The organism is Flavonifractor sp. An306 (genome assembly GCF_002159455.1).
Taxonomy (GTDB): Bacteria; Bacillota; Clostridia; order Oscillospirales; family Oscillospiraceae; genus Flavonifractor.
The window spans coordinates 1-19,421 of the sequence record NZ_NFIQ01000036.1 but is presented as its reverse complement, the minus strand read 5'-3'; the positions used below and the strand labels follow the sequence as shown (position 1 = coordinate 19,421).

Genomic DNA, 19,421 nt, shown 5'->3' with positions numbered 1-19,421 from the left:
CCTGTTTCTCAACGCTGGGCCGGGCTGGCGGAGGGCGCGGCGCTCTGGGCTGCCTCCTCTTGAATTGCCTGGCTTGCCTGGTCCTCCTGCTCCTGCCGCTGGGCCTCCAGGTCCGCTGCGGCCTCCTCGCCCCGGCGGATCTCCCCCTGGAACAGCACCTGGAAGGTATCCGCCATCCAGTCCTGCTCCTGGGCCAGCCAGCCGCCCGACAGGGTATTCAGGGCGTTGGCCTGATGGGTAAAGGCGCCGGTGGCCAGCAGCAGATCGGCCGCCGCCTGATTCAGGGCACACTGAGCCTCGTACAGCTCGGCCTTGGTCACCGTACCCTTGGCGTAGGCCGCTGTGGCCTCGTCCAGGGCGGTTCTGGCCTGCTCCACCGCCTTCTGAGCGGAGCGGATATCCTCATAGGCCAGGTTCAGGTCAATCACCGCCGTCTTGACCTCCAACTCCAGCTGGGCGGTGTCCACCTCATACCGCTGGGCGGCCACTGCGGTGGCATACTCCAGGGCGGCGTCGTACAGCGCACCGGCATCCAGCTCTACCGGGTCGAACGTAAGCAGCACCGCCTGTACGTCATAGTCACTGGGATTCAGCTTGCTCAGGCTCTGCCCGGTCAGGCGGCCCTGCTCGGCGCTGGCGGCATACTGGGTGAGCAGGCGGTCCAGATCCTCCAGCCGGCTGGTAAGGGAATCCACCGTCTCCTGGCTGCCGGAGCCCCGGCTCAACAGGAGCTGCTCCTCTTCCAGCCGCTGCTGCAGAAGGGTACGGCTCCCCTCCAGCACCCCGCACATTTCACTGTAGACATAGTAGTCTGTCAGGGCGTCAATCAGGTCCTGGCCGTCCTGAGCGCTGAGCATCAGCCCCAGCATCCGATCCGTCTCCCCCTGACTGGCGGCGCTGCCGCCGCCGGAGCCGCCGCCGATGCCATCCAGCGCGGTCAGCAGCTCATCCAGCCGCTCCTGGGACTGGGCCAGGGCGTCGTCCCCGCCGCCCGCCCCGCCGACAGGCATTTCGCCGGTACGTACCCAGTGGAGCTGTTTGGGCGCCTCGGCCTCTCCCCGGCTCAGCCCGGTGCAGGTGTATTCCTCATAGATGTATCGGTGCAGCCACCAGTTGCCCTCCACTGTGCCGTCGGCATACTGGGCACTGCCCTCCAGCTTCTCGGTCTGGGTGGTGGACTCATGGCCTACCAGGGCCCACTGGTCGAATGCTTCGGCGTTCTCCCAGGGCAGCAGCGCGGTAGCAGAGCTTCCAGTCTGAGGCTGGAACCAGAGCTCATAGACCTGGGGCTCATCCTCTCCCTGCTGGTAGCTGCACAACGCCCACAGGCCCAGCTCTTCATTGACGATGCGGAAACCGCCGTCGCCGTCGGTCTCGGTGAGCGTGGCCTCTCCAAAGGCGGAACGCAGATCCTGGGCGGTGAGGGTGAGCAGCCAGGCCCCATCCAGGGCGCCCTGGTCAAACTCTCCGGCATAGATGGCCTTGCCGCTGTCGCTGTACAGTGTGCCGAACCCGTCGGGGGCCAGTTCCGCCGCTCCGCCATTATACCACAGTTTTCCGTCCCGATACCACTGAATCTCTCCGCTGGTAGTTCCCGCCACAAATTCCGCCTGGATCCTATCGCCGTTTTCCAGGTAACGGCTGCCGGTGCCCTCGTACAGGCCGGCGGCAAAGGAACCCTTATAAAGGAGGCTGCCGTCCTCGGCGTACTCGGTGCCCTCTCCCTCCCGCAGGCCGGCGGCAAAGTCGCCCACGTAAGCGCGTTCTCCGTTTTCATAATAGGAGGTGCCGGTACCCTCGTATAGTCCGGCTGCGAAGGAGCCCCTGTATTTCACCGTGCCGTCGGGGTAATATTCCGTACCTTCGCCCTGATAAAGGCCCTCCACGAAGGCCCCGTCATAGCATTTGAATCCATCGGAATAGGCGGTGCCCATGCCGTTGGCCAGCCCGCCGGAAAAAGCTCCGGAGTAGACCAGCGCGCCTGCCTCGTAAAGATTGCCGTCTCCTTCATATACGCCGTCCACAAACTGACCCTCATAGATCAGCAGGCCGTCCTCGTCGTATTCCTTTCCCTTTCCCTGCAGTACGCCGTCTGTCAGGGTACCGCTGTACATGGGGTGCTCCTTGGCCTCGTCATAATACACGATCACCCGGCCGGACCAGTTGGCCAGCTGCTCGTCCCCCTGATAGAACCGGGCGGTGAAAAACCGGCTGAGCAGAAAAGGCCACACCACAAAATAGATCAGCAATCCCAGCAGCACTACCCCAATGGCCAGCATGATCAGAAAGGATTTGGAGATAAACAGCCGGCGGGTTTCGATATAGTCCTCCCGCTTGGTCGGCTTCTGGATCGCCGCGGCCGCCCCCTCAAAGGCGCTGGTGGCCACCTTGGTGGCCTGCCGGGAGACGTTGGTGACCCGGCGCAGACCGGCCCAGGCCCCCGTCAGCTTCCGGGTAAAGAAGGCCCGGATAGTGCGGAAGAATATCCCGAAAGAGTTAAACAGTTGTCTCAGCAGTTGGCTCAGCAAAGGAAGTCCCCCTATGTCTTATCTCACGGACTCAGCGTCCAAATATACCCAGCTGAAGAAGCAGATAGACGGCCACACAGGCTACCGCCGCCAGTGCCACAAGCCCGGCAGCCCGCAGCAGCAGCCGGCGGTAATAATTCTTTGCCCGATAGACCGGCTGCACCGGGGAACGGCGCACATAGCCATCTGCCGCCGGCTGCTGGGGCTGGGAGGGTGTCTCCACAAAACCGTCGTTAGGGGCGCCCTGCCCGCCGGCCCAGCGGACTCCGCGCCGCAGAGCCTCCTCTCCGGCCTGAAAAGCCCGCCCGGTAAACCGATGGGCCTGGTTGACCAGGCTGGTATCCCGCCGCAGGCGGCTGGCGGCGCCTGCCGCCGCATTGTGGGCGGCCGCCTGCACCTGATCGGTTATGATGTCAAATTGTGTCGTGCCCATAGCGCGCTCCTCCTAGGTTGGCCCGCCGGCGTTCCTGCCGCCGGTCACAGGCCGGAATCCAGACTGATCTCCTCCTCCGGCCGTTTTTCCAGCCGGTCCGCCAGATACAGATAGTAGCGGGCTCCCCCGTCGCCGGTGTTGTGATGGACCAGGCTGAGGAAAATACGTTTGGCCTGGGCAAAGTCCCGGCTGTACAGGGCGTACACACCCTGGGAGAACTGACCGCCGGTGGTCTCCTTCACCTTGCGGATTTCATAGGCGTCTCCGTCAAAAATCTCATAGGTGCGGATGGCCTGGCCGCTCTCCATACATTTGCCTATATAGCGGCTGCCGTAACCTTTCACGCCGTCGATCACCGACTCGGTACACAGGATGTTGGCCTCCAGCCGGCCGCACAGCTCCACCAGATGCTTGACCACGGAGAAACTGGAGGAGATGGAGGTGGGCTCAATCTGATTCTCGTCTCCCACCACGCCCATCATCACGCTGCCCTCATCCAGGGCAATGCGCACCACCACAGGGGGGCGGCCGGAGAGCTCCCGCTCCCGGTTGATGTCCAGTACCTCCTGCTGGATGGCCACGGCCGTGCTTACCGCCGCGGCACTGCCCTCCTCGAAAACAGAGTCGTAGCCGTTGTAGGCGAAGTTGAACACCGCGCCTCCCTTTTGGGTGACGATGGAGGCGGTGCGCTCAATGATCTCGTTCAGATTGTCAAAGAGCTCCCGGCCGCTCTTTTCATATACCTGGGGCGGGAACTGAAAGGTAAGCATCATGGTGGCCAGATCCCGGGCCACAAAGGTCTGCTTATCCACCTCCAGGATGCTGGTCTTGCCAAGCAGAGAGAGCACCCGCTCCGGGACAAACCTCCGGTAGGACTGGGCCAGCTCATTTTGCTGCCGGTCCACCGCCTGCAGCGCGCCGGACAGGGCGTTCACATCCTCCGTCAGACTGGTCAGCTCGTCACCGCCGCCCTGGACAACACAGATGTCCCGCTCTCCCGCCGCCAGCCGCTCCATCCCGTGGAGGGAGCGGCGCAAGCCGATGGTGATCCAGCACAAAATCGCCAGGGCCAGGGCAGTGAGCAATACGGCCAGGGCCGCCAGGCCCCGCACCATCCACTGACAGCCGGTCCAGCTGGCAGCCAGCAGCCCGGTACCGTTTACATCCACCGCCAACAGCTGGTCACCCACCATCTGATAGAGGATGTAATGGGTCTCACCCCCCTGGGTACAGCTCCAGAAGGCGGAACCCGCTGTCCGGGCCTGTTCCGCCAGAGCCCAATCAAACCCGGCCCACAGTTCCGCCCGGCTACCCGCCATGCCGCCGGCGTTATCTGCCACCAGTGTCCAAACACCGGCTTCATCCCGCTCATACAACGCCGCTGCGGCATCCCGGTAGAGCCCGCCCTGGACCGCCGCCAGGCTGTCGCCCAACAGCTGGGGCAGGTCGCCTGCCTCCTGCCCATCGTGGCTCTGGCTGGCCTGCACTGCCGCCGTGCCCAGCAAAGCGGCAGCCTCCCGCTGCGCCATCTGCTGGCTGGCAGGGCGGATCACTCCCCGCACCAGAATGGCGGTACCCAGCAGAGCCACCGCCCCGAACAGCACGCCCCACCGCACCAGCAGGGGCAGCCGGAACTGACGCTGCTCACACACCACAAACCACAGCAGCATGGTCAGCGCCAGCACACCCAGGGCTATGCCGCCCAGAATCAGCACACACTGGGCCGCCGGGCGACACAGCATCCCGCTCAGGTCGGATACCGTGCTCCCCCGGTCCAGCAGCAGGGTGTTCCCCTCCATCAGCAAAAGTACGTCCCCGTCCCGGGTCACCCACAGATCGGTGCAGTCATCCAGGTCATAGTCCTCTTTTTCCAGGTCCAGGAAGTTATAGGGCTTCCAATCGGCAAAATCCGCATAAAACACCTTAAGACTGGCACCATCCACGTAATAAACGCCTGTGCCAGCCTGGGTAATCTGTATGATATTTTCCCCATTGGTCAGGGAAACGGCCTCCCGATCCGTGCGCAGCAGGCTGTCCCTGGTAGCCAGCACCAGGGAGCCGTCCGAGAGGGCGGTGGCAGCCTGAAGCCCTGGCTGAGTCACCTGCTGCAGCTGCTCCAGCCCGCTGTCAGCGCTGGTCCGCTGATAGAAGGATGCGGTATTACCCTCCAGTACGGCGAAGGTCACCACATTGTCCACCTGGGAAAAGGCGGACAGACGCACGCTGGCCATCTGCTCCTGCAGACTTGTTCCAGTACAGGCCCGGTCCAGCAGCAGCTCCGCCGACCGTCCCCGCTCTGTGAGGCGGTAGAGCTGGAGGTGGGCGGTCTCCTCCTCCGTGTTGTACAGACCCAGATAGACCGCGCCGCCGGCAGCCGGATAGAGCACGGAGGGCGTGCTCTGGGCAGGCAGCCCCTCGGCGGTCAGCTCCCACCGAGCCGTCCGCCGGCCGTTCTGATCACCAAGCACCAGCGCATATCCTTCCTCAGTACGGCAAAGGGCGTAAATGCCCCCCTCCGCGTCGGAGGCAGTCATCAAATAGTCCACCTGGGCCTTCCCCGTTCGGAGCGTGGACAGGCACTCCCCGCCCACGTCCCAGAACAGCAGGGCGGCCCCGCCTCCCAGCAGGACCAGAAGCACCACAAAGACGCCCAGTTTTTTCAGTCCTATCATGTTTCCTTACCTCCGCTTCCGGCGGGCGGCATACCACCTGATGCGCCCCCACACCAAGGTACACCAGCGCCAGAAGAAATTCTTACGATACAGCTTCTCATAGGCTGTCTGTATTTCCTGGCTCCGCTCCCGCCACAGGGCGTAAAGCTGCACCACATTGAGACAGGTCCCCCGATCCAGTTCATCCAGAAATTCCAGCTCCGCCCGGGGGGATGAGAAGCGGGACAGCAGGATCTTCTTCACCTGGTCGCAGGTCAGGTAGACCAACTCCCTGGGATTCATGCCCTCCAGGGGGAGCACATGGTACCGCAGGCGCAGCTCCCGGTTTTTCTCGTCTACCAACAGATTTTCCGACAAAAAGACCGCGCAGCTCACCTCCGGGGGCAGATCCGCCATATTCAGGGCCTGGTGAAACAGCTTCTCGGCGTACTCCAGCCTGGTCTGCCAGTCGTGTTTGTCACCCCGGTAAAACACCTGGTCAATGGGTGTCCCAGTGCAGTCCTGAAACACCGTTACCAAACTCTCCCCCTCCAGAAAGATCCCCAGAAAGGCGGGACAGGCGGCCATCTGATCAAAGCAGTGCAGATACGCCCGCAGGAGAGGTCCTTCATACAGATTCAGCAGGCAGCCGCTCTTTTCCCGGTCCAGAATGTCCACCGCCTCGGCAAAGGCGTAATTTTCCCGTACATCCGACACCCGAACTATTTTATAGCGCTCCCGCACCAGCATGGCCTCCACAAAGTCCCCTCCTCTCCCTTAAATTCAGCCTCACGCCTTATTCCACAATGACAAAGGCGCTGGCGCTCACCGTCTCGTCCGCTCCGGCCACAGCCACAATTTCGTAGGTGCCGGGCAGCTCGGGGGCCTGATAGAGCCCGTTGCGGTCGATGGCCCCGCCGTTCTCCTCCCGTACGCTCCAGACCACGCTCTTGTCCTCGGAGCCCACCACGTCCGCCTGGAACTGCAGCTTGCCCCGGCGGCTCAGCCGGGAGAACTCCGGTGTCACCGTCAGGCTCACCCGCCGCTGGGACAGGATGCGGCTGGTGTCCCGCTCCGGCTTCTGGGCAAAGTAGTGGACCCGCACCAGATTGCCGTCAATCGTGTCGTGGATCCACAGGCCGATGCGCATGGTGCCCCGCTCCGGATACACCACTGCCGCCGCCTCCGCCCAGGGGGGCGCGATCTTCAGGGTCTTGGATTTGAACACCTCGCTGTTGCCGCACAGCAGGGCAGTCTCGCCGGTGGTCCCGTCGGCAAACTCTAGGCTCAGGCGCACATCCACCGCACCGCTTCCCAGGCCGTGGGCAATCTCCTCGGAGAATACCCGGCTGTTCACCCGGATACCGCCGGGCAGGGTCAGCTCCACCGTACCGTGGGCCACCGCGTAATCGTACTGCTCCGGGGAGGGAATGCCGAAATTCAGGTGCAGCCCGCCGGTGGAGGGCTGGTACACCGCCTTCACGTCCGGCTTCTGCCAATACTCCAGACTGCGCACCGAGGTGGTCACGGTCAGCTCTCCAGCGCCGCCGCCCTTGCTCTCACCCTCGCCGGCCACCTGCTGCTGGAAGGGCAGATTGGTCACCGTGCCCACAAATACCCCGCCGGCGGAGTGGATCAGCTCCAGCTTGGCCAGATACAGCGGTACATCCCGGCCCCGCAGGTGGCGGGAGAGATCGTCCATCTGGCGGCGGCGGAGCCGGGCGGACTCCCCGTCCCGGCACAACCGGACGGCGGTTTCCACCGTCAGATAGTTCTTATAGTGGTGGCTGCCCAGCTCCACGTTGAGCTCGCAGCCGTTGGGAAACAGCTGGCTGTCCACATCGCTGAGGGCCTTGGCACGCATGGGGAATTCCACGGTGTACACGCACCGCTGCTCCTCCCGGCTCTCCCGGTACTCCAGACGGACCCGGCCGTTTTCGCTCTCCACAAAGCTGTTTTCGCCCTCCAGAGAAAACTGCACCGGCGGCGTCTTTTCATGCTTCACCACCAGCATCTGGGCCTGGAATTCCTCCCCGGCACACAGTACGGAGGGCAGAGAGAGCACCAGGATCAGGTCCTCGCTCTGGTAGAGCACCGATACGTTTTCCCGTCCGGCGGCCTCCAGCAGACTCTGGTAGGCGGGGGGCTCCGGGGTCAGGAACAGGCGGTAGCCCTCCCGGGTCAGGTCAAATTGCCGCTGGGCGCCCACCTCAGCTCCGGTGGCGTTCACCGGCTCCACGTCCTCTTCGGCATAGGTGAGGCAGAGATAGGCGTCCTTGCTGCCCGTCAGAGTCTCCTGTCCCTCCAGCATCTGCAGCTTGCGGAACAGGGTCTCAGGCACCACGATCTCCCGGCCCTGGTAATCCAGGGCCATGCCGCTCTCGATCATCAGGGTGGATTCGTCGCTGGCGGTTACCCCCAGGCCGCATACCACGCCGGCGCCATGGACCAGCCGGTTGAGCAGCGCCCGCTTGGTGCAGTGGTACCGCTGTTCCACCTCAAAGTCCCGGACGGTGAGCAGCTTGCCGTAAAAGTACCGGTTGCGCTCAAAGGGGAAATAATTGGCGTTATTCATGGTTGGCTCCTCCGATCGTGGTATCGTAATGAATGGTCACCTGCTCGTCAATGGCCGCAGGTATATAGCCGCCCACCCGGGAGTTGATCCCCAGATAGGTATGCCAATCCAGCTGGACGCAGGGCTTGATCTGGATCATCTGCATGCTCATCCCCGCCGGGATGACCTCCTCCATGTCCTGCTGGAACTGCTCCCGCTCCCGCTGGCTGGAGAAGGTGTCCTCGGGCAGCAGCACGAAAAAGCGGTAGGGGTCCTCCCCGTACAGCCGCCGGTAGAGCTCCGGGTTCCGGCAGTCCGGCCGGTTGGGGGACACCTGAAAATGCTCGATAAGGATGGGATCCCGGCCGGTGAGCCTGCGGACGCTTCGCCGCACCCCCTCTACCGTATACCGGTCCTCATAGTCGGACAGGGCGGTGCGGATACGCTCCCGCAGCCGCTCGTCGCTGCCCCCCTGGTTCACACACACCCAGGAGGCCAGGGTACGCAGCATATCTCCCCCGGCGTGCTCATAGTCCATCTGCCCGGGCAGGGCGTCGATGGCCCGCTCCATATCGGCATACATGCTGTTGAACACGGAGAGGAACCGCCGGGTGAAGTCCTCCCCCTGATATATGGCGGGCAGGTAGTCCACCATATGATCCCCCCGCATCTGCAGCCGGAGGGTGCGGATCACCGGAGACTGGGTCCCCGTGGCCGCCAGCTCCAGCATCAGCCACAGGTACCGCCCCGTCTTATGGAGCAGGCAGTCCCCCTGCTGGGCCACCGGCGGGCCAAAGACGGCCCGCAGCGCCAAAGCGGGGTCCCCCTCCAGAGACCGGAGCCCCTGGTCCAGATCAGCCCAGTCCCCCCATTGTCTGGTATCGGAGGCGTAGGCATACACCCGCAGGGCGGTGTCCGGCGGAAGGTCAGCCTCCACCACCACCCGCTCCCAGGAGAAGCCGTTCTCCCCGCTGTCCACTGCCGCCGTGCAGTAAAGACCGGCAGAGAAGCGTGCCGCGTCCAGCCGCAGGCCGTCTCCCCAGAGCTCTATCTGGTGGAATCGCCCGCCCAGCCACTGTTCCGCACAGCAAAAAACCATCTGCGCCTGGATCGGCTCCATGTTGCCTCCACACTCCTTCTTTGACAGGGTTTAATCTCAGCGGAGCGTCCGCTCCACCGGCAGGCATTCCACCCGCAGTTCCTTCAGGCGGGGGATCGCCCGCCGGGGCAGCCGGATATCCCCGTCAGAATTTTGATAACAGCCCGGACTGGGTGCGCGCAGGTCCACCTCCCGGACCTGAAGCACGCCGGGGGCGCTCTGCGCCAGGGCGGCCACATCCGCCGCCCGGAGTCCGCCGCCAATTCCCGCCTGCTCCAGATAGGCCCGCACCCGCTGGGTCAGAATATCCTCTACGCTGTCCTCGCCGCCCCGCAGGGTGAGGCGCACAGAAAGATCCACATAGACCGGCGGCACTACCTTTACCTGGGTGCCGATGGGACGCACCCCGTCCAGCTGTCCCTGGACCGCATCCAGGAACCGCCGGTCGGGCAGGGGCCGCTCCCCGCCGCCGTCTGGCACCACCACCACCGTCACGGTGGGCATCCGGCTCACCCCGGCGGGCTCGTCCGGATCATAGGCAGGCAGGGCTTTGGCCGCCGCCACCCGCAGGCCCGGGGTCTCCTTGGCCAGCCGCTCATAGTCGGCGGCGGACACGCACTTACGGGTGGTATTGAGCATCTGGAGCAGCCTGGCCTGAGCCTGGGCTGGGGTCTCCCGGTCCGCGCCGCCGGCGGCGGCGTGGTTGGGCACCCGCAGTCCGCCGTCGGAAAAGGCCAGATTGTCCCGCCCGGCGGGGATGTTGCCCCCCGCACCGTAGCTCAGCGTCAGGTCGGCCACCAGCACCGCCCCCTCCCCCCGGCACAGCAGCGCACCGTGCTCGCCGTCGCCGAAGGTGATGGTCTCCCGCTGGGGATCATACGTAAACACCCGGTCTCTGGGACCGCAGGCGTAAAAGTCCTCCACCCACCGCCATATGGTGGGCCGGACCTGTCCATCCCGGTCCAGGGTGTTGCACAGCAGCGCAAAAGACTGGGTCAGAGCCGTCCGCCCCTCCAGATTCAGGAAAATCGTCTCGCCGGGCAGGCCCTTGGCGTCAAACAGCAGCTGCTCACTGTAGGCGGCGTTCAGGCTGATCACCAGCACGTTGTCCGCGCCGTCCTGCACCGCCTCGGTGGTATCCAGCTGGAGCAGCCGTCCCTGCGTGGTGGCGGCCGCCACCCATTTTCCGGTCTGGGTCCAGCAGTCCGCCGTGCGGATAAATACCGCCAGCTCGCTCTCCATCGCCTGGGCATCCTGCAGGCAGACCGACCAATTTTCCTCACCTTCCGCCCGGAACCAGTGGCTTTTGGCCCAGGTCTCCTGCTGAAGGGCGGGCCACCGCCGGGCCGACAGGCCGGACAGCCGCACGCTCTCCTCACATCCGGGATCGGTCAGGGTAAGGACCAGCCAGTGGAGGCCTTCCGCTCCCACGGGCCACACGCCCTCCGCCTGAAGGGTCACATAGCCGCTGACGCTGAGGGCGTGGGTCTCATCCTCCACCAGTTTGGTGCCCGCCGCCCCCTCACACTGCCAGGAGATAACCCGAGGGGTCTGCCCTGGGTCAGCAAAGGGGTTACGGGGCACACCGGCCGGGGGGGCCACATCAAACCACAGCCGCAGCGCCCCCTCCCCGATCTGGGAAAAGCCGATGCGCAGCGTCGCCGGGGTTTCTCCCTCCCCGGCAAAGGGCTGGAAGGTAATGTGCCGGTCTCCCAGCACCTCCCCCACGTCCACCAGCCGGTTCCCCTGGGCAACCTGTACCCGGGCGATCACCGGCCGACGCTCCGGCAGAGCCTCGGCCAGCTCAAAGGGGATCCCCTCCCGGGTACTCAGGGTACTCCCCGCCAGACGGGCGGGGCAGTCCTCCCCCAGCTCCAGCGCGCACCGGGCCGGGGCCGCCGGACGGCGGCTGATCCCCACCAGCTTGAGCAGCTTGCACCGCAGCTCGTCGGTAAACTGGTTCATGTGGTACTGCTGCATTTCCTTGTACCACGCCATCAGCTCCAGGATGGTAATGCCCGGATCGTGGGCATTGTGGTCCGTCCAGGCCGGACACAGCCAGGGAAGCCGGCCCTCCGCCGTCCTCACGATCTGTTCATAGGTCTGGTCGTCCAGATTGCGGGCGTTCAGCACAGGTTTTGGCCTCCTTTTCCGTTTCTTCTATCAGACTCTCACTCCACCTGTACCAGGTGAAGGCCGCTTTTTACCGTGGCGTACGGGAAGGCGTCGTCCTTCTCCAGGGGTACCACCCGCTGGACGCCCGCCTCGTCAAACCGGCCCTCCAGCAGAATGCCCCGCACCAGGCGCACGTTGGGGGTATCCCGCACCGTCTGCCATACCTGGGCGATGCGCAGCTGGCTGCCGATATCCCGCTCCCGCCAGCGGCCATTGATCAGCTCCTCCAGCCGCCGGGCAATCTCCTGCTGGGTCACCGCGCTCTGGTCCAGGTCCTCCATCTCCACAGTGATGGTACTGTTCACCGTAATAACTGTGGAGCCCACCACGTGGAGCCGTCCCTCCGCTACCATGACACAGTCGCACTGTTGGGACAGGGTCTCGTAGATCCGCTGGCACAAATCGTCGGTTACCCGGCGGCTGTCCAGGTCGTTCCCCTCCACTACCACACTGACGTGGCCGGGGGCATACGCCCCGGCGCTGTCCCGGCCGGGAAAACACTTTACATGCCTGGCCTGGGGAAAGTCCTGGGCAATAATCTCCTCAAAATCCCGCACACCGGCGGCTTTACCCCGGTGGCGCAGGCGCTTGTTTCCGATGCGCTCCGCCTTTTCCGGCGAAAAGCGGTCGGTGCCTCCGCTCATGGGAGTCACATTCTCCACCCGGCTGATCCGGGGCAGGGCACCGATAAGCTGCCGCACCGCGCCGGCGGGCCGGTTGCCCCAGCTGCCGCCGCCGTAGCAGTAGCGAACCCGCAGGTTGTTCTCGCCCTCCGGCGGGACCCGACCGTGGATGCCGTTGCCAAAGGTCACGGTTCCAGCATAGGGGTCCAGACTGTAACAACGCTCCTCCGGCCCGGCCAGCGCCAGCTCGTCCCGGCGCTCCCAGCGCACCCAGCAGTGGGCGAGCACCCGGTCGTCCCACTCCAGCTCCACCTGCCGGGGCATGGCCGCCGCCAGGGCCTCCGCATCGGCCACCGCCAGGGCCTGCGCCTCATCCACCCACACCTGACAGTCCAGGATGGGACGGCGCAGGAGGGACAGAAGCTTGTTGGCCTCATAGATGCCGGCGGAGAAAATCTGTTCCTCCGCCCGCTGCCGCTGGACCGCCTCCACCATGTTCAGCCGGACGGCGTTCACCCTGGGCCAGCCTCCGCTGTTTTCCAGGTAGGAGCTGCGGGAAAGCCGCAGCCAGCAGCCTTCCATTCCGAACCGGCTGTGGGTGGGCAGAGACTTTGGCAGATAAAGCAGCATCACGCCGGGATGGAGCAGATTGCGGGTCAGATCCACGGTGCGCACCGGCTCAAACCGCTCCCCGGTCCAGGCCTCAAAGCGCAGCTTATCCTCCAGCTTGACCCGCCCGGCCACATCAAAATAGATGGACAGCGGCATGGCGTGGGGCGAACGGTCGAAGCAGAAATACATGGACCGGGGGTGCTCCTCCATGCCCACCAGGGCGGAGAATTCCAGCCGGCTCACCTGGGCGACAGCCTCCATCTGGACCGTATCCCCATTGTTCTCCCCCCGGCAGCGATCCACTGGCAGGCCCTCGGAATAGTCCCAGGCGCAGTCCGCCCCTTTCAGGAAGGGCACCACCCATCGGGGGTTCATGGAGAACTGGTTCTCCACATGGATCACCCGGGCCCGGATAAAGTAGCCCTCCTCCGCGTTGACCTCGCTCCGCTCCAGGTCGGCAGGAATCTCAAACACCACTTCCAGCGGCCCCTCCTGCTTGCAGGAAAAGGGGTTCCGGTTGCCGGACACCGTCAGCGGCCGCCAGCCTGTGCCATTGTAATACTCCCATACCACCTGGGACACGTATACGTCGTCAGGGGTGATCACCACCGCGTCCCGTTTATCGATGATCCGCTGATTGAACTGATAATGGGGCGCCTGGTCCGCCAGGTTGGTGATGATGGGCGCCACCTCCAGGTGCAGGTTCACCCGGGCGCCCCGCTTGCGGAAGACCTGGTCGGAGCGGAAATAGCACATGCTGTAGGGGGTGGGCCGGCGGCCGAAGCAGTAGCCCCCTTCCTCCAGCTCAAGCGGAATATCCCCGTTGGACACCCCATCCAGCGCCAGCCGGCCCGCAGGCTGGCTGCGCAGCTTGATCCCATCCAGCACGATCCGGCCGCTGCCGAAGCTGCCGGTGCAGGAAATGGTATAATGCCCCTCCCGGTCCGGCTCAAAGGCGTCCTTGCCCTCCCAGGTCAGGATGATCCGGTTGCCCTCGGCCCGGACAGCAGAAAAGGGCACCTCCGTTCCATTGGACCAAAAGCTCCACCGGCCCAGGCTGGAATCGGCCAGCCGGGCCGCGGTCTCACTGGCCAGATGTCCGCCCTCCTGGCGCAGCTCCACCTCCACCTGACAGGGGCCGGCCAGGGACAGCACATCGTCCTGGCTCAGGGTAAAGCGGTGGTGTTGGAGATTTTCCCCTCCAGTGGGGGAAAAGAAGGGCTGGGGCCGGTCCAGGTCCAGCTGCTGGATGACTTCCTCCCGGGGGTCCACATAGAACAGCGCCTGCAGGCTGGCTGGGGTGGACTCGATCCGCCGGTCTGTCTCATAAACCACGTGCTCCCGGTTCTCGTCCTCGGTAAATACCTGAGTTCCCTCAGGAACAGGCACCGGCTCCTCCACCGTGTCGTTGGCGGTAAACTGGAGCAGGCCGGTTGCGGGCACCGGATCCGGCATCCGAAAGCCGGTGAGATTGAGAAATTCAGTGTGAAGCTTGCCGGGGACCGAATTCATCCGGTCCACCGTCTGGTAGAACATATCGCCGAACAGCTCCGCCAGGGCGGAGCCGGGGTCGTCGGCCGCCCCCTCATATCGCCATTCCGGCGTATAGGAGCTGGCATGGCTGGCCAGCTGGGCCATAATATCTTCCCGACTTCTGGGGTCCAGAACCGGCTGTTTCATTCCGCGCCGCCCCCTTCCGACCCCTCTGTCTGATAGAAGGGATAGACGTGATTGTATCGGTTATTGGTGCTGCGCACCGTATAGCTCACATAGATGACCACCGAGCCGTTGCGCTGATTCAGATCTTCGCAGCGGATCTCCACATCCCGGATGCGGGGCTCCTGCTCCAGCAGCACCAGCCGCAGCTCATGGGCGATGGCGTTGGTTGTGGAGCTGGAGACCGGCATAAAGGCGTAGTCCATGGTATTGGCGCCAAATTCCGGCCGCATGACACGCTCTCCCCGGCCGGTGCGCAAAATAATACCGATGGCCTCCTTGATGTCCTCCTCCTGGTCCACCATGGCCAGCTTTCCTGTCTTGGGGTCCACCTGGAGCGGGAACTTCAGTCCGCGCCCCAGAAATTCTTTTCCGTTCACCCGCTCCCCTCCTCTCCAGCTGCGGTCTTGTTCCTCAATTGATATTCACCATGCCTCCCTTGACGGCGGTAACCCCGGAGGCCTGCATATTCAGGGATGCGTCTGCCTTTACCTCCACCGTCACCCCCTGGACGGCCACCTTGGCGCTTCCCTTTTCCTCTATGGTCGCTGCCTCTATGGCTACCTTGCCGCTGGCCTTCTGGGTCATATTACCCGAGGCCTCCAGCACCACGGAGGTACTCCCCGCCGACAGCGTCAGCTTGTTTTTGGCCTTGAGCTCCAGGTTGCCCCCCTTCAGGTCCATGGTCAGCGCGTTCTCGCCGCTCTTATCCTGAAGAGCCACCGCCTGCTTTTCGTCGTCAATGGACAGTATTGTGCCGGAGGGCAGGGTGAGGGTCACCTTCTGTTTGTCCGGCTCGTCGTAAAACAGCAGCTCGCTGCCGCTGGGGGTTTTGATGGTATAGTTGTGTACCTTGCCCTCCGTGATCTGATAGGGCGGGGTGACCTCGGTATTCCAGTAGGCCCCCAGTACCATGGGCCGCCGGGGGTCGCCCCCCAGATAGGCCAGCACCACCAGGTCGTTGACGCTGGGGAAAAAGAACTGACCGCAGCCCTTACCCCCCAGAGGCGCCATCACGTAGCACCAGTCGGTCTCCTCCTGCTCGTCGTTCTCAATGGGAATGCACTTCACCCGGTTGAGCTTCTCCTCGTCGTTGACGTTGGTCACCACCGCCAGATAGAGGCCAGTCCTGCGCATTTCGTCGTCCTGCTGAAAGGCTCCCACGCCTCCATGCAGCTCTTCCCAAATACTCATCAGACCCTAGCCCCCTTTACGGTGAAGTCGGTGTAATAGCCCTCCCGGCTAAAAGTATGGGTGACGGAATCCATGTAGTAGCTGCCCACTGTCATATCGTCCATGCCCTTGATATTGATGTAGCGGCCGGGAATCAGCTCCGGGATACCTACGCATCTCCCTTCGCCCTTGACAAACTCCATGGCCTGGGCGTTGAGTCGGCACTGGGCCATTCTGGTACACTCCGCCTCGGTGCGGACACACTCATTGTACTCCCGGGCCACCACGTTTTTATAGGCTGGGGCTATTTGCGCCGCCCATTTCTTTTTCGTATCACCCACGGTAACCTTGTCCGCCGACCCCACAATGCGCTTTTGGTTGATATCCTTGCCACGGACTTCTACTTTGCCCAGCTGGGTATGGAGGCTGATGCGCTTTCGGAAGTCCAGCAGCCCAGCCCCCAGAGTCAGGGAGATCAGCGCCGTGGAGTTGCTGATCAGGTCGCCGAAATAGAGCTCTCCCCGCACCGCCAGCAGGCTCAGGTTATACATCTGGGACAGCTTTCGCAGGTAGTTGTAGTCGCTGGTCACTTCCTTTACCAGGGGTGTGACCAGATTTTCCATGTTGTCCACCTGGGTACTCTTGGCATAGCCCGCCCGGACCGCCTTGAAGAAGATCTCCTCCACCACCGCCTTGGGCCTCTTGTTGCCGTGATAAATGGGCTCGTAGCAGTTGGTCAGAAAGGCCAGGCCGTCCATGCCCTTTACCACCAGACGGGGCGGCTTGTCCCGGCTGTGCTCCAGATTGTACTCAAACACAAAGCCATAGAAGAGCTTCTCCTGCTTGGTATAGCCCCCGGAGACCTCCAGCTTGGCGCCCACTTTGATGGTCTCCTCCAGATTGTTGATCCACTTGGACTTTTCACTGTCGTAAAGGCTCTCCACGCTGAAAGTACAGCTGCTGATCATGCTCTCGCTCAGCTTGACCTCCAGCCGGACAATAGGCATTTCCGTGCTGTTCAGTTCCTTGTTATCCACCAGGATCGTGAAGGCGGGACCGCGGAAATCTTCATATTTTTCACTCAATGCCTGAAAGGTATAGGTGCTTTTATCCATCGCCTGTTCTCTCCTCCGGTGGAACGGTCTGTTATTTCAGCGCCGGCAGAACCAGCCGGGATCCGGTGCGCAGCATTCTGGGATTGGCCAGACCATTGGCGTTGGCAATGGCACGCCACTGCTCCGGCTGCCCATATTCCTTGGCCGACATGGACCACAGGGAATCACCCTGATGGACCGTGCGGTACTTGGTGGTGTCAGGCGACTCCAGCGGCCGGGGCAGATTGGCCTTCAGCGGCGCCACAAACTCCTGGAACGTACAGTCCAGCCAGGCCCGCAGCGGAATCCCATGCTCACTGAAGCGGACAAAGTTCTGCTTACAGGAAATCAGATGGCCCTTGAACTGGAGGGAGGACCACTCCAGCTTCACCAGAGGCGGCACGTGTTTGTCCGGGTCAATCTCCATCAAACTGTACACCTTTTTGGTGTAGTTGCGTACATCAACCATCTTACCAAGGGTAGGAAGCAGGCTGTTGGCCGCAAATTTTGCCTGATCCAGCAGATTTCCGCCCACCTCCGTGCCGGCGGACATGCTGTCAAAAAAGAGGCGGAATTCCAGAATCTCCATAGTACCGCCTGCAAACTGCACCACTGGCGTGTTGGTGGACACGCCGTTTGCCTCGGCATAGCGCACACTCCGGCTCTGGGTATAGCTCTCCGGGTTATACAGCACCTTGAATTTGCTCTTTCCCTCCGGTTCAATGGTCATCTTATCCAGAGGTACAATAAAGTTTGGATTCGGGATGCCTACGTACACGGCCTTTTCCCCTCCTTATCACAATCAGAAACCCAGACGGATGCGCTCCTCCCGGATACGGTCCTCCAGGATCCGATAAACTCTGTCCGCGGCCCGCTGGATCTCCGCCTCGCTGAGGTGGATCTGCTGAGGCTTCTGGGGCCGCTCCTCTTTTCGCTTTTCCCGGTGCTCCAGCGGAACATTTGGCTTGTAGTTGGGCGCCGACCACTCTACCATTTCCGTGCTCTGCTCCGGCAGCGTGGCAATCTGTCTGGCCACTCCAATCTCCTGGGCAGCCGGAGCAGCGGTCCAGCTATCCCGCAAAAAGCGCCTGGCCCAGTCAGGCAGGCTGCGGACGGAATCCGATTCTTCCGGAGGCTGGGGAGCTTGGGGCTGGACAGGCGGCTGGACCTGGCTGACGGCCTGCTGGCCGGGGCTGTAGGTCAGCTCCAGGGGCTGCTGGTTGGCGGTATTGCCCGCCCGCCGCGCATCGTTCTGGGCTGGTACCGGCGGCTGCTCTCCCTGCTGGCCCTGTACATGCGTCCCATACTCCAGCGCCACGCTTGGAACGGCTGCGGATGGGATGTCCCTTCTGTTGCCGGTTTCAGGTAGCAGATTGCTCCTTCCCATCAGGCGCTGCCCGATCCGAATGTCTCCCTGCAGCGTGCCGGCAATCGGTTTGCCCACAGAAACCTGTTGTCCCACTGTTGCGCGCTCAAAAGCCTCCGCTGGCGGCGGTGCCGCAGTACTCTGCTCTGTCTTGAGGGTCAATTCCTCACCGGACAAAGTTCCTTGTGCGAGTTGCGTTTCCATTGTACGGCTTGCCACGGAAGGCTGGAGGTACTCCTCACTCTGCCCTTCCAGCCGATGGATCAGTTCATCGCCGGAAAGTGCTTTCACTTTACTCCGCTCTCGGTTTCCTTCCCGACCAGCAAAGCCGATCACCGCCGTACGAATATCCCGGGCAGTCGTCGGTTGGGTTTTTCCCGCACTTCCGCTTACCTCGGATATTTGCTCCGTCTGGTTGGTTTCTTTCTCTTTTTGGCTATCTGTCTCCAGACTGGAAAGTCCTTTCACTTTACGCTTATATTGCCGGTTCTCTTGCGCGGTAACGCCGGCACCGGCTGCGCTGTGTATCTCTTTGGCTGTATGCGGCTGACTTTGCGCTGCCGCCTGTGTGGCTTCGTCCTTCTGCTCCTCCGCTCGGTGAGCCAACTCTATATCAGAAGGGAATTCTACTTGACGCTGCTCCAGACGGACTATCTGTTCGCCGGAGTTAGAAGGCACTGTCCGGATGTCTCGGGCAGTCACTTTCTGGCCTGGCTCCACATGCGGCTGCGCCGAATGAGGCTGGAGCATGGCCGTGGGCGGAGTTGCCTCCTCTCTGCCCGGCTCCTCCTGCCGGTGTGTCAGCTCCTCACCGGGGAGAAGTTCTCCCATTCGCTGCTCCGGCTGGGTTACCGGCTCCCCGGTCTCCGGAATAACCGTTCGGATGTCCCGGGCGGTTACCTGCTGGCCAAGCTCCCCGTGCGGCTGCGCCGAATGAGGGTGGGTCATGGCCGTGGGCGGAGTTGGCGTCTCACCGCCCTGCTCCTCCTGCCGGTGTGTCAGCTCCTCACCGGGGAGAAGTTCTCCCATTCGCTGCTCCGGCTGGGTCGCCTGTTCCCCGGACTCCGGAATGACAGTCCGAATGTCCCGGGCGGTCACCTTCTGGCCCGGCTCTGTATGCGGCTGCACCGGGACAGGCTGGATCATGGCCCTAGGCGGAGTTGCCGTATCTCTGCTTTGCTCCTCCTGCCGGTGTGTCAGTTCCTCGCTGGGGAGAAGTTTCCCCAATCGCTGCTCCGGCTGGGTCGCCTGTTCCCCGGACTCCGGAATGGCAATTCGGATGTCCCGGGCGGTTACCCTCTGGCCCGGCTCTGCATGCGGCTGCGCCGAATGAGGCTGGAGCATGGCCGTGTGCGGAGTTGCCGCCTCTCTGCTTTGCTCCTCCTGCCGGTGTGTCA

General features: G+C 63.1%; 13 protein-coding genes. All 13 read right to left on the bottom strand.

Going from position 1 to position 19,421, the window contains the following annotated elements; translation table 11 throughout:
* Nucleotides 1-8: 8 nt before the first annotated feature.
* Nucleotides 9-2,528, bottom strand: coding sequence for a TolC family protein (locus B5F88_RS10320; protein ID WP_087345416.1), 2,520 nt, complete (start codon nucleotides 2,526-2,528; stop codon nucleotides 9-11).
* Between the two features lie 31 nt (nucleotides 2,529-2,559).
* The gene (locus B5F88_RS10315) at nucleotides 2,560-2,961 is read right to left on the bottom strand and encodes a hypothetical protein (protein WP_087345413.1); all 402 of its coding nucleotides are present in this window, start codon (nucleotides 2,959-2,961) and stop codon (nucleotides 2,560-2,562) included.
* 44 nt (nucleotides 2,962-3,005) lie between these two features.
* Nucleotides 3,006-5,633, bottom strand: coding sequence for a hypothetical protein (locus B5F88_RS10310; protein ID WP_087345410.1), 2,628 nt, complete (start codon nucleotides 5,631-5,633; stop codon nucleotides 3,006-3,008).
* 6 nt (nucleotides 5,634-5,639) lie between these two features.
* Entirely contained in the window at nucleotides 5,640-6,371 is a 732-nt protein-coding gene (locus tag B5F88_RS10305; RefSeq protein WP_087345407.1) for a hypothetical protein, read from the bottom strand.
* 37 nt (nucleotides 6,372-6,408) lie between these two features.
* Nucleotides 6,409-8,187: a hypothetical protein gene (locus B5F88_RS10300; protein ID WP_087345404.1), complete on the bottom strand. Its 1,779-nt coding sequence runs from the start codon at nucleotides 8,185-8,187 to the stop codon at nucleotides 6,409-6,411.
* A complete protein-coding gene (locus B5F88_RS10295) occupies nucleotides 8,180-9,286 on the bottom strand; it encodes a hypothetical protein (RefSeq protein ID WP_087345401.1) in 1,107 nt (368 codons plus the stop codon). Before B5F88_RS10295 ends, B5F88_RS10300 begins: the two co-directional genes overlap by 8 nt.
* A 36-nt stretch (nucleotides 9,287-9,322) precedes the next feature.
* Entirely contained in the window at nucleotides 9,323-11,398 is a 2,076-nt protein-coding gene (locus B5F88_RS10290) for a putative baseplate assembly protein (protein WP_087345398.1), read from the bottom strand.
* A gap of 38 nt (nucleotides 11,399-11,436) precedes the next feature.
* Nucleotides 11,437-14,355 carry a baseplate J/gp47 family protein gene (locus B5F88_RS10285; protein ID WP_087345395.1) on the bottom strand — a complete coding sequence of 973 codons (2,919 nt, stop codon included), beginning with the start codon at nucleotides 14,353-14,355 and terminating at the stop codon, nucleotides 11,437-11,439.
* Nucleotides 14,352-14,771 carry a GPW/gp25 family protein gene (locus B5F88_RS10280; protein WP_087345392.1) on the bottom strand — a complete coding sequence of 140 codons (420 nt, stop codon included), beginning with the start codon at nucleotides 14,769-14,771 and terminating at the stop codon, nucleotides 14,352-14,354. Before B5F88_RS10280 ends, B5F88_RS10285 begins: the two co-directional genes overlap by 4 nt.
* A 34-nt stretch (nucleotides 14,772-14,805) precedes the next feature.
* Nucleotides 14,806-15,585, bottom strand: a complete 780-nt coding sequence (locus B5F88_RS10275; protein ID WP_087345389.1) for a phage baseplate assembly protein V — start codon at nucleotides 15,583-15,585, stop codon at nucleotides 14,806-14,808.
* Complete coding sequence (locus tag B5F88_RS10270; RefSeq protein ID WP_087345385.1) at nucleotides 15,585-16,679, bottom strand: phage late control D family protein; 1,095 nt, start codon at nucleotides 16,677-16,679, stop codon at nucleotides 15,585-15,587. Before B5F88_RS10270 ends, B5F88_RS10275 begins: the two co-directional genes overlap by 1 nt.
* Nucleotides 16,680-16,710: 31 nt before the next feature.
* Nucleotides 16,711-17,436 carry a LysM peptidoglycan-binding domain-containing protein gene (locus tag B5F88_RS10265; protein ID WP_087345382.1) on the bottom strand — a complete coding sequence of 242 codons (726 nt, stop codon included), beginning with the start codon at nucleotides 17,434-17,436 and terminating at the stop codon, nucleotides 16,711-16,713.
* Between the two features lie 24 nt (nucleotides 17,437-17,460).
* The coding region (locus B5F88_RS20660; protein WP_162612159.1) for a hypothetical protein at nucleotides 17,461-19,421 on the bottom strand (1,961 nt) is incomplete at its 5' end.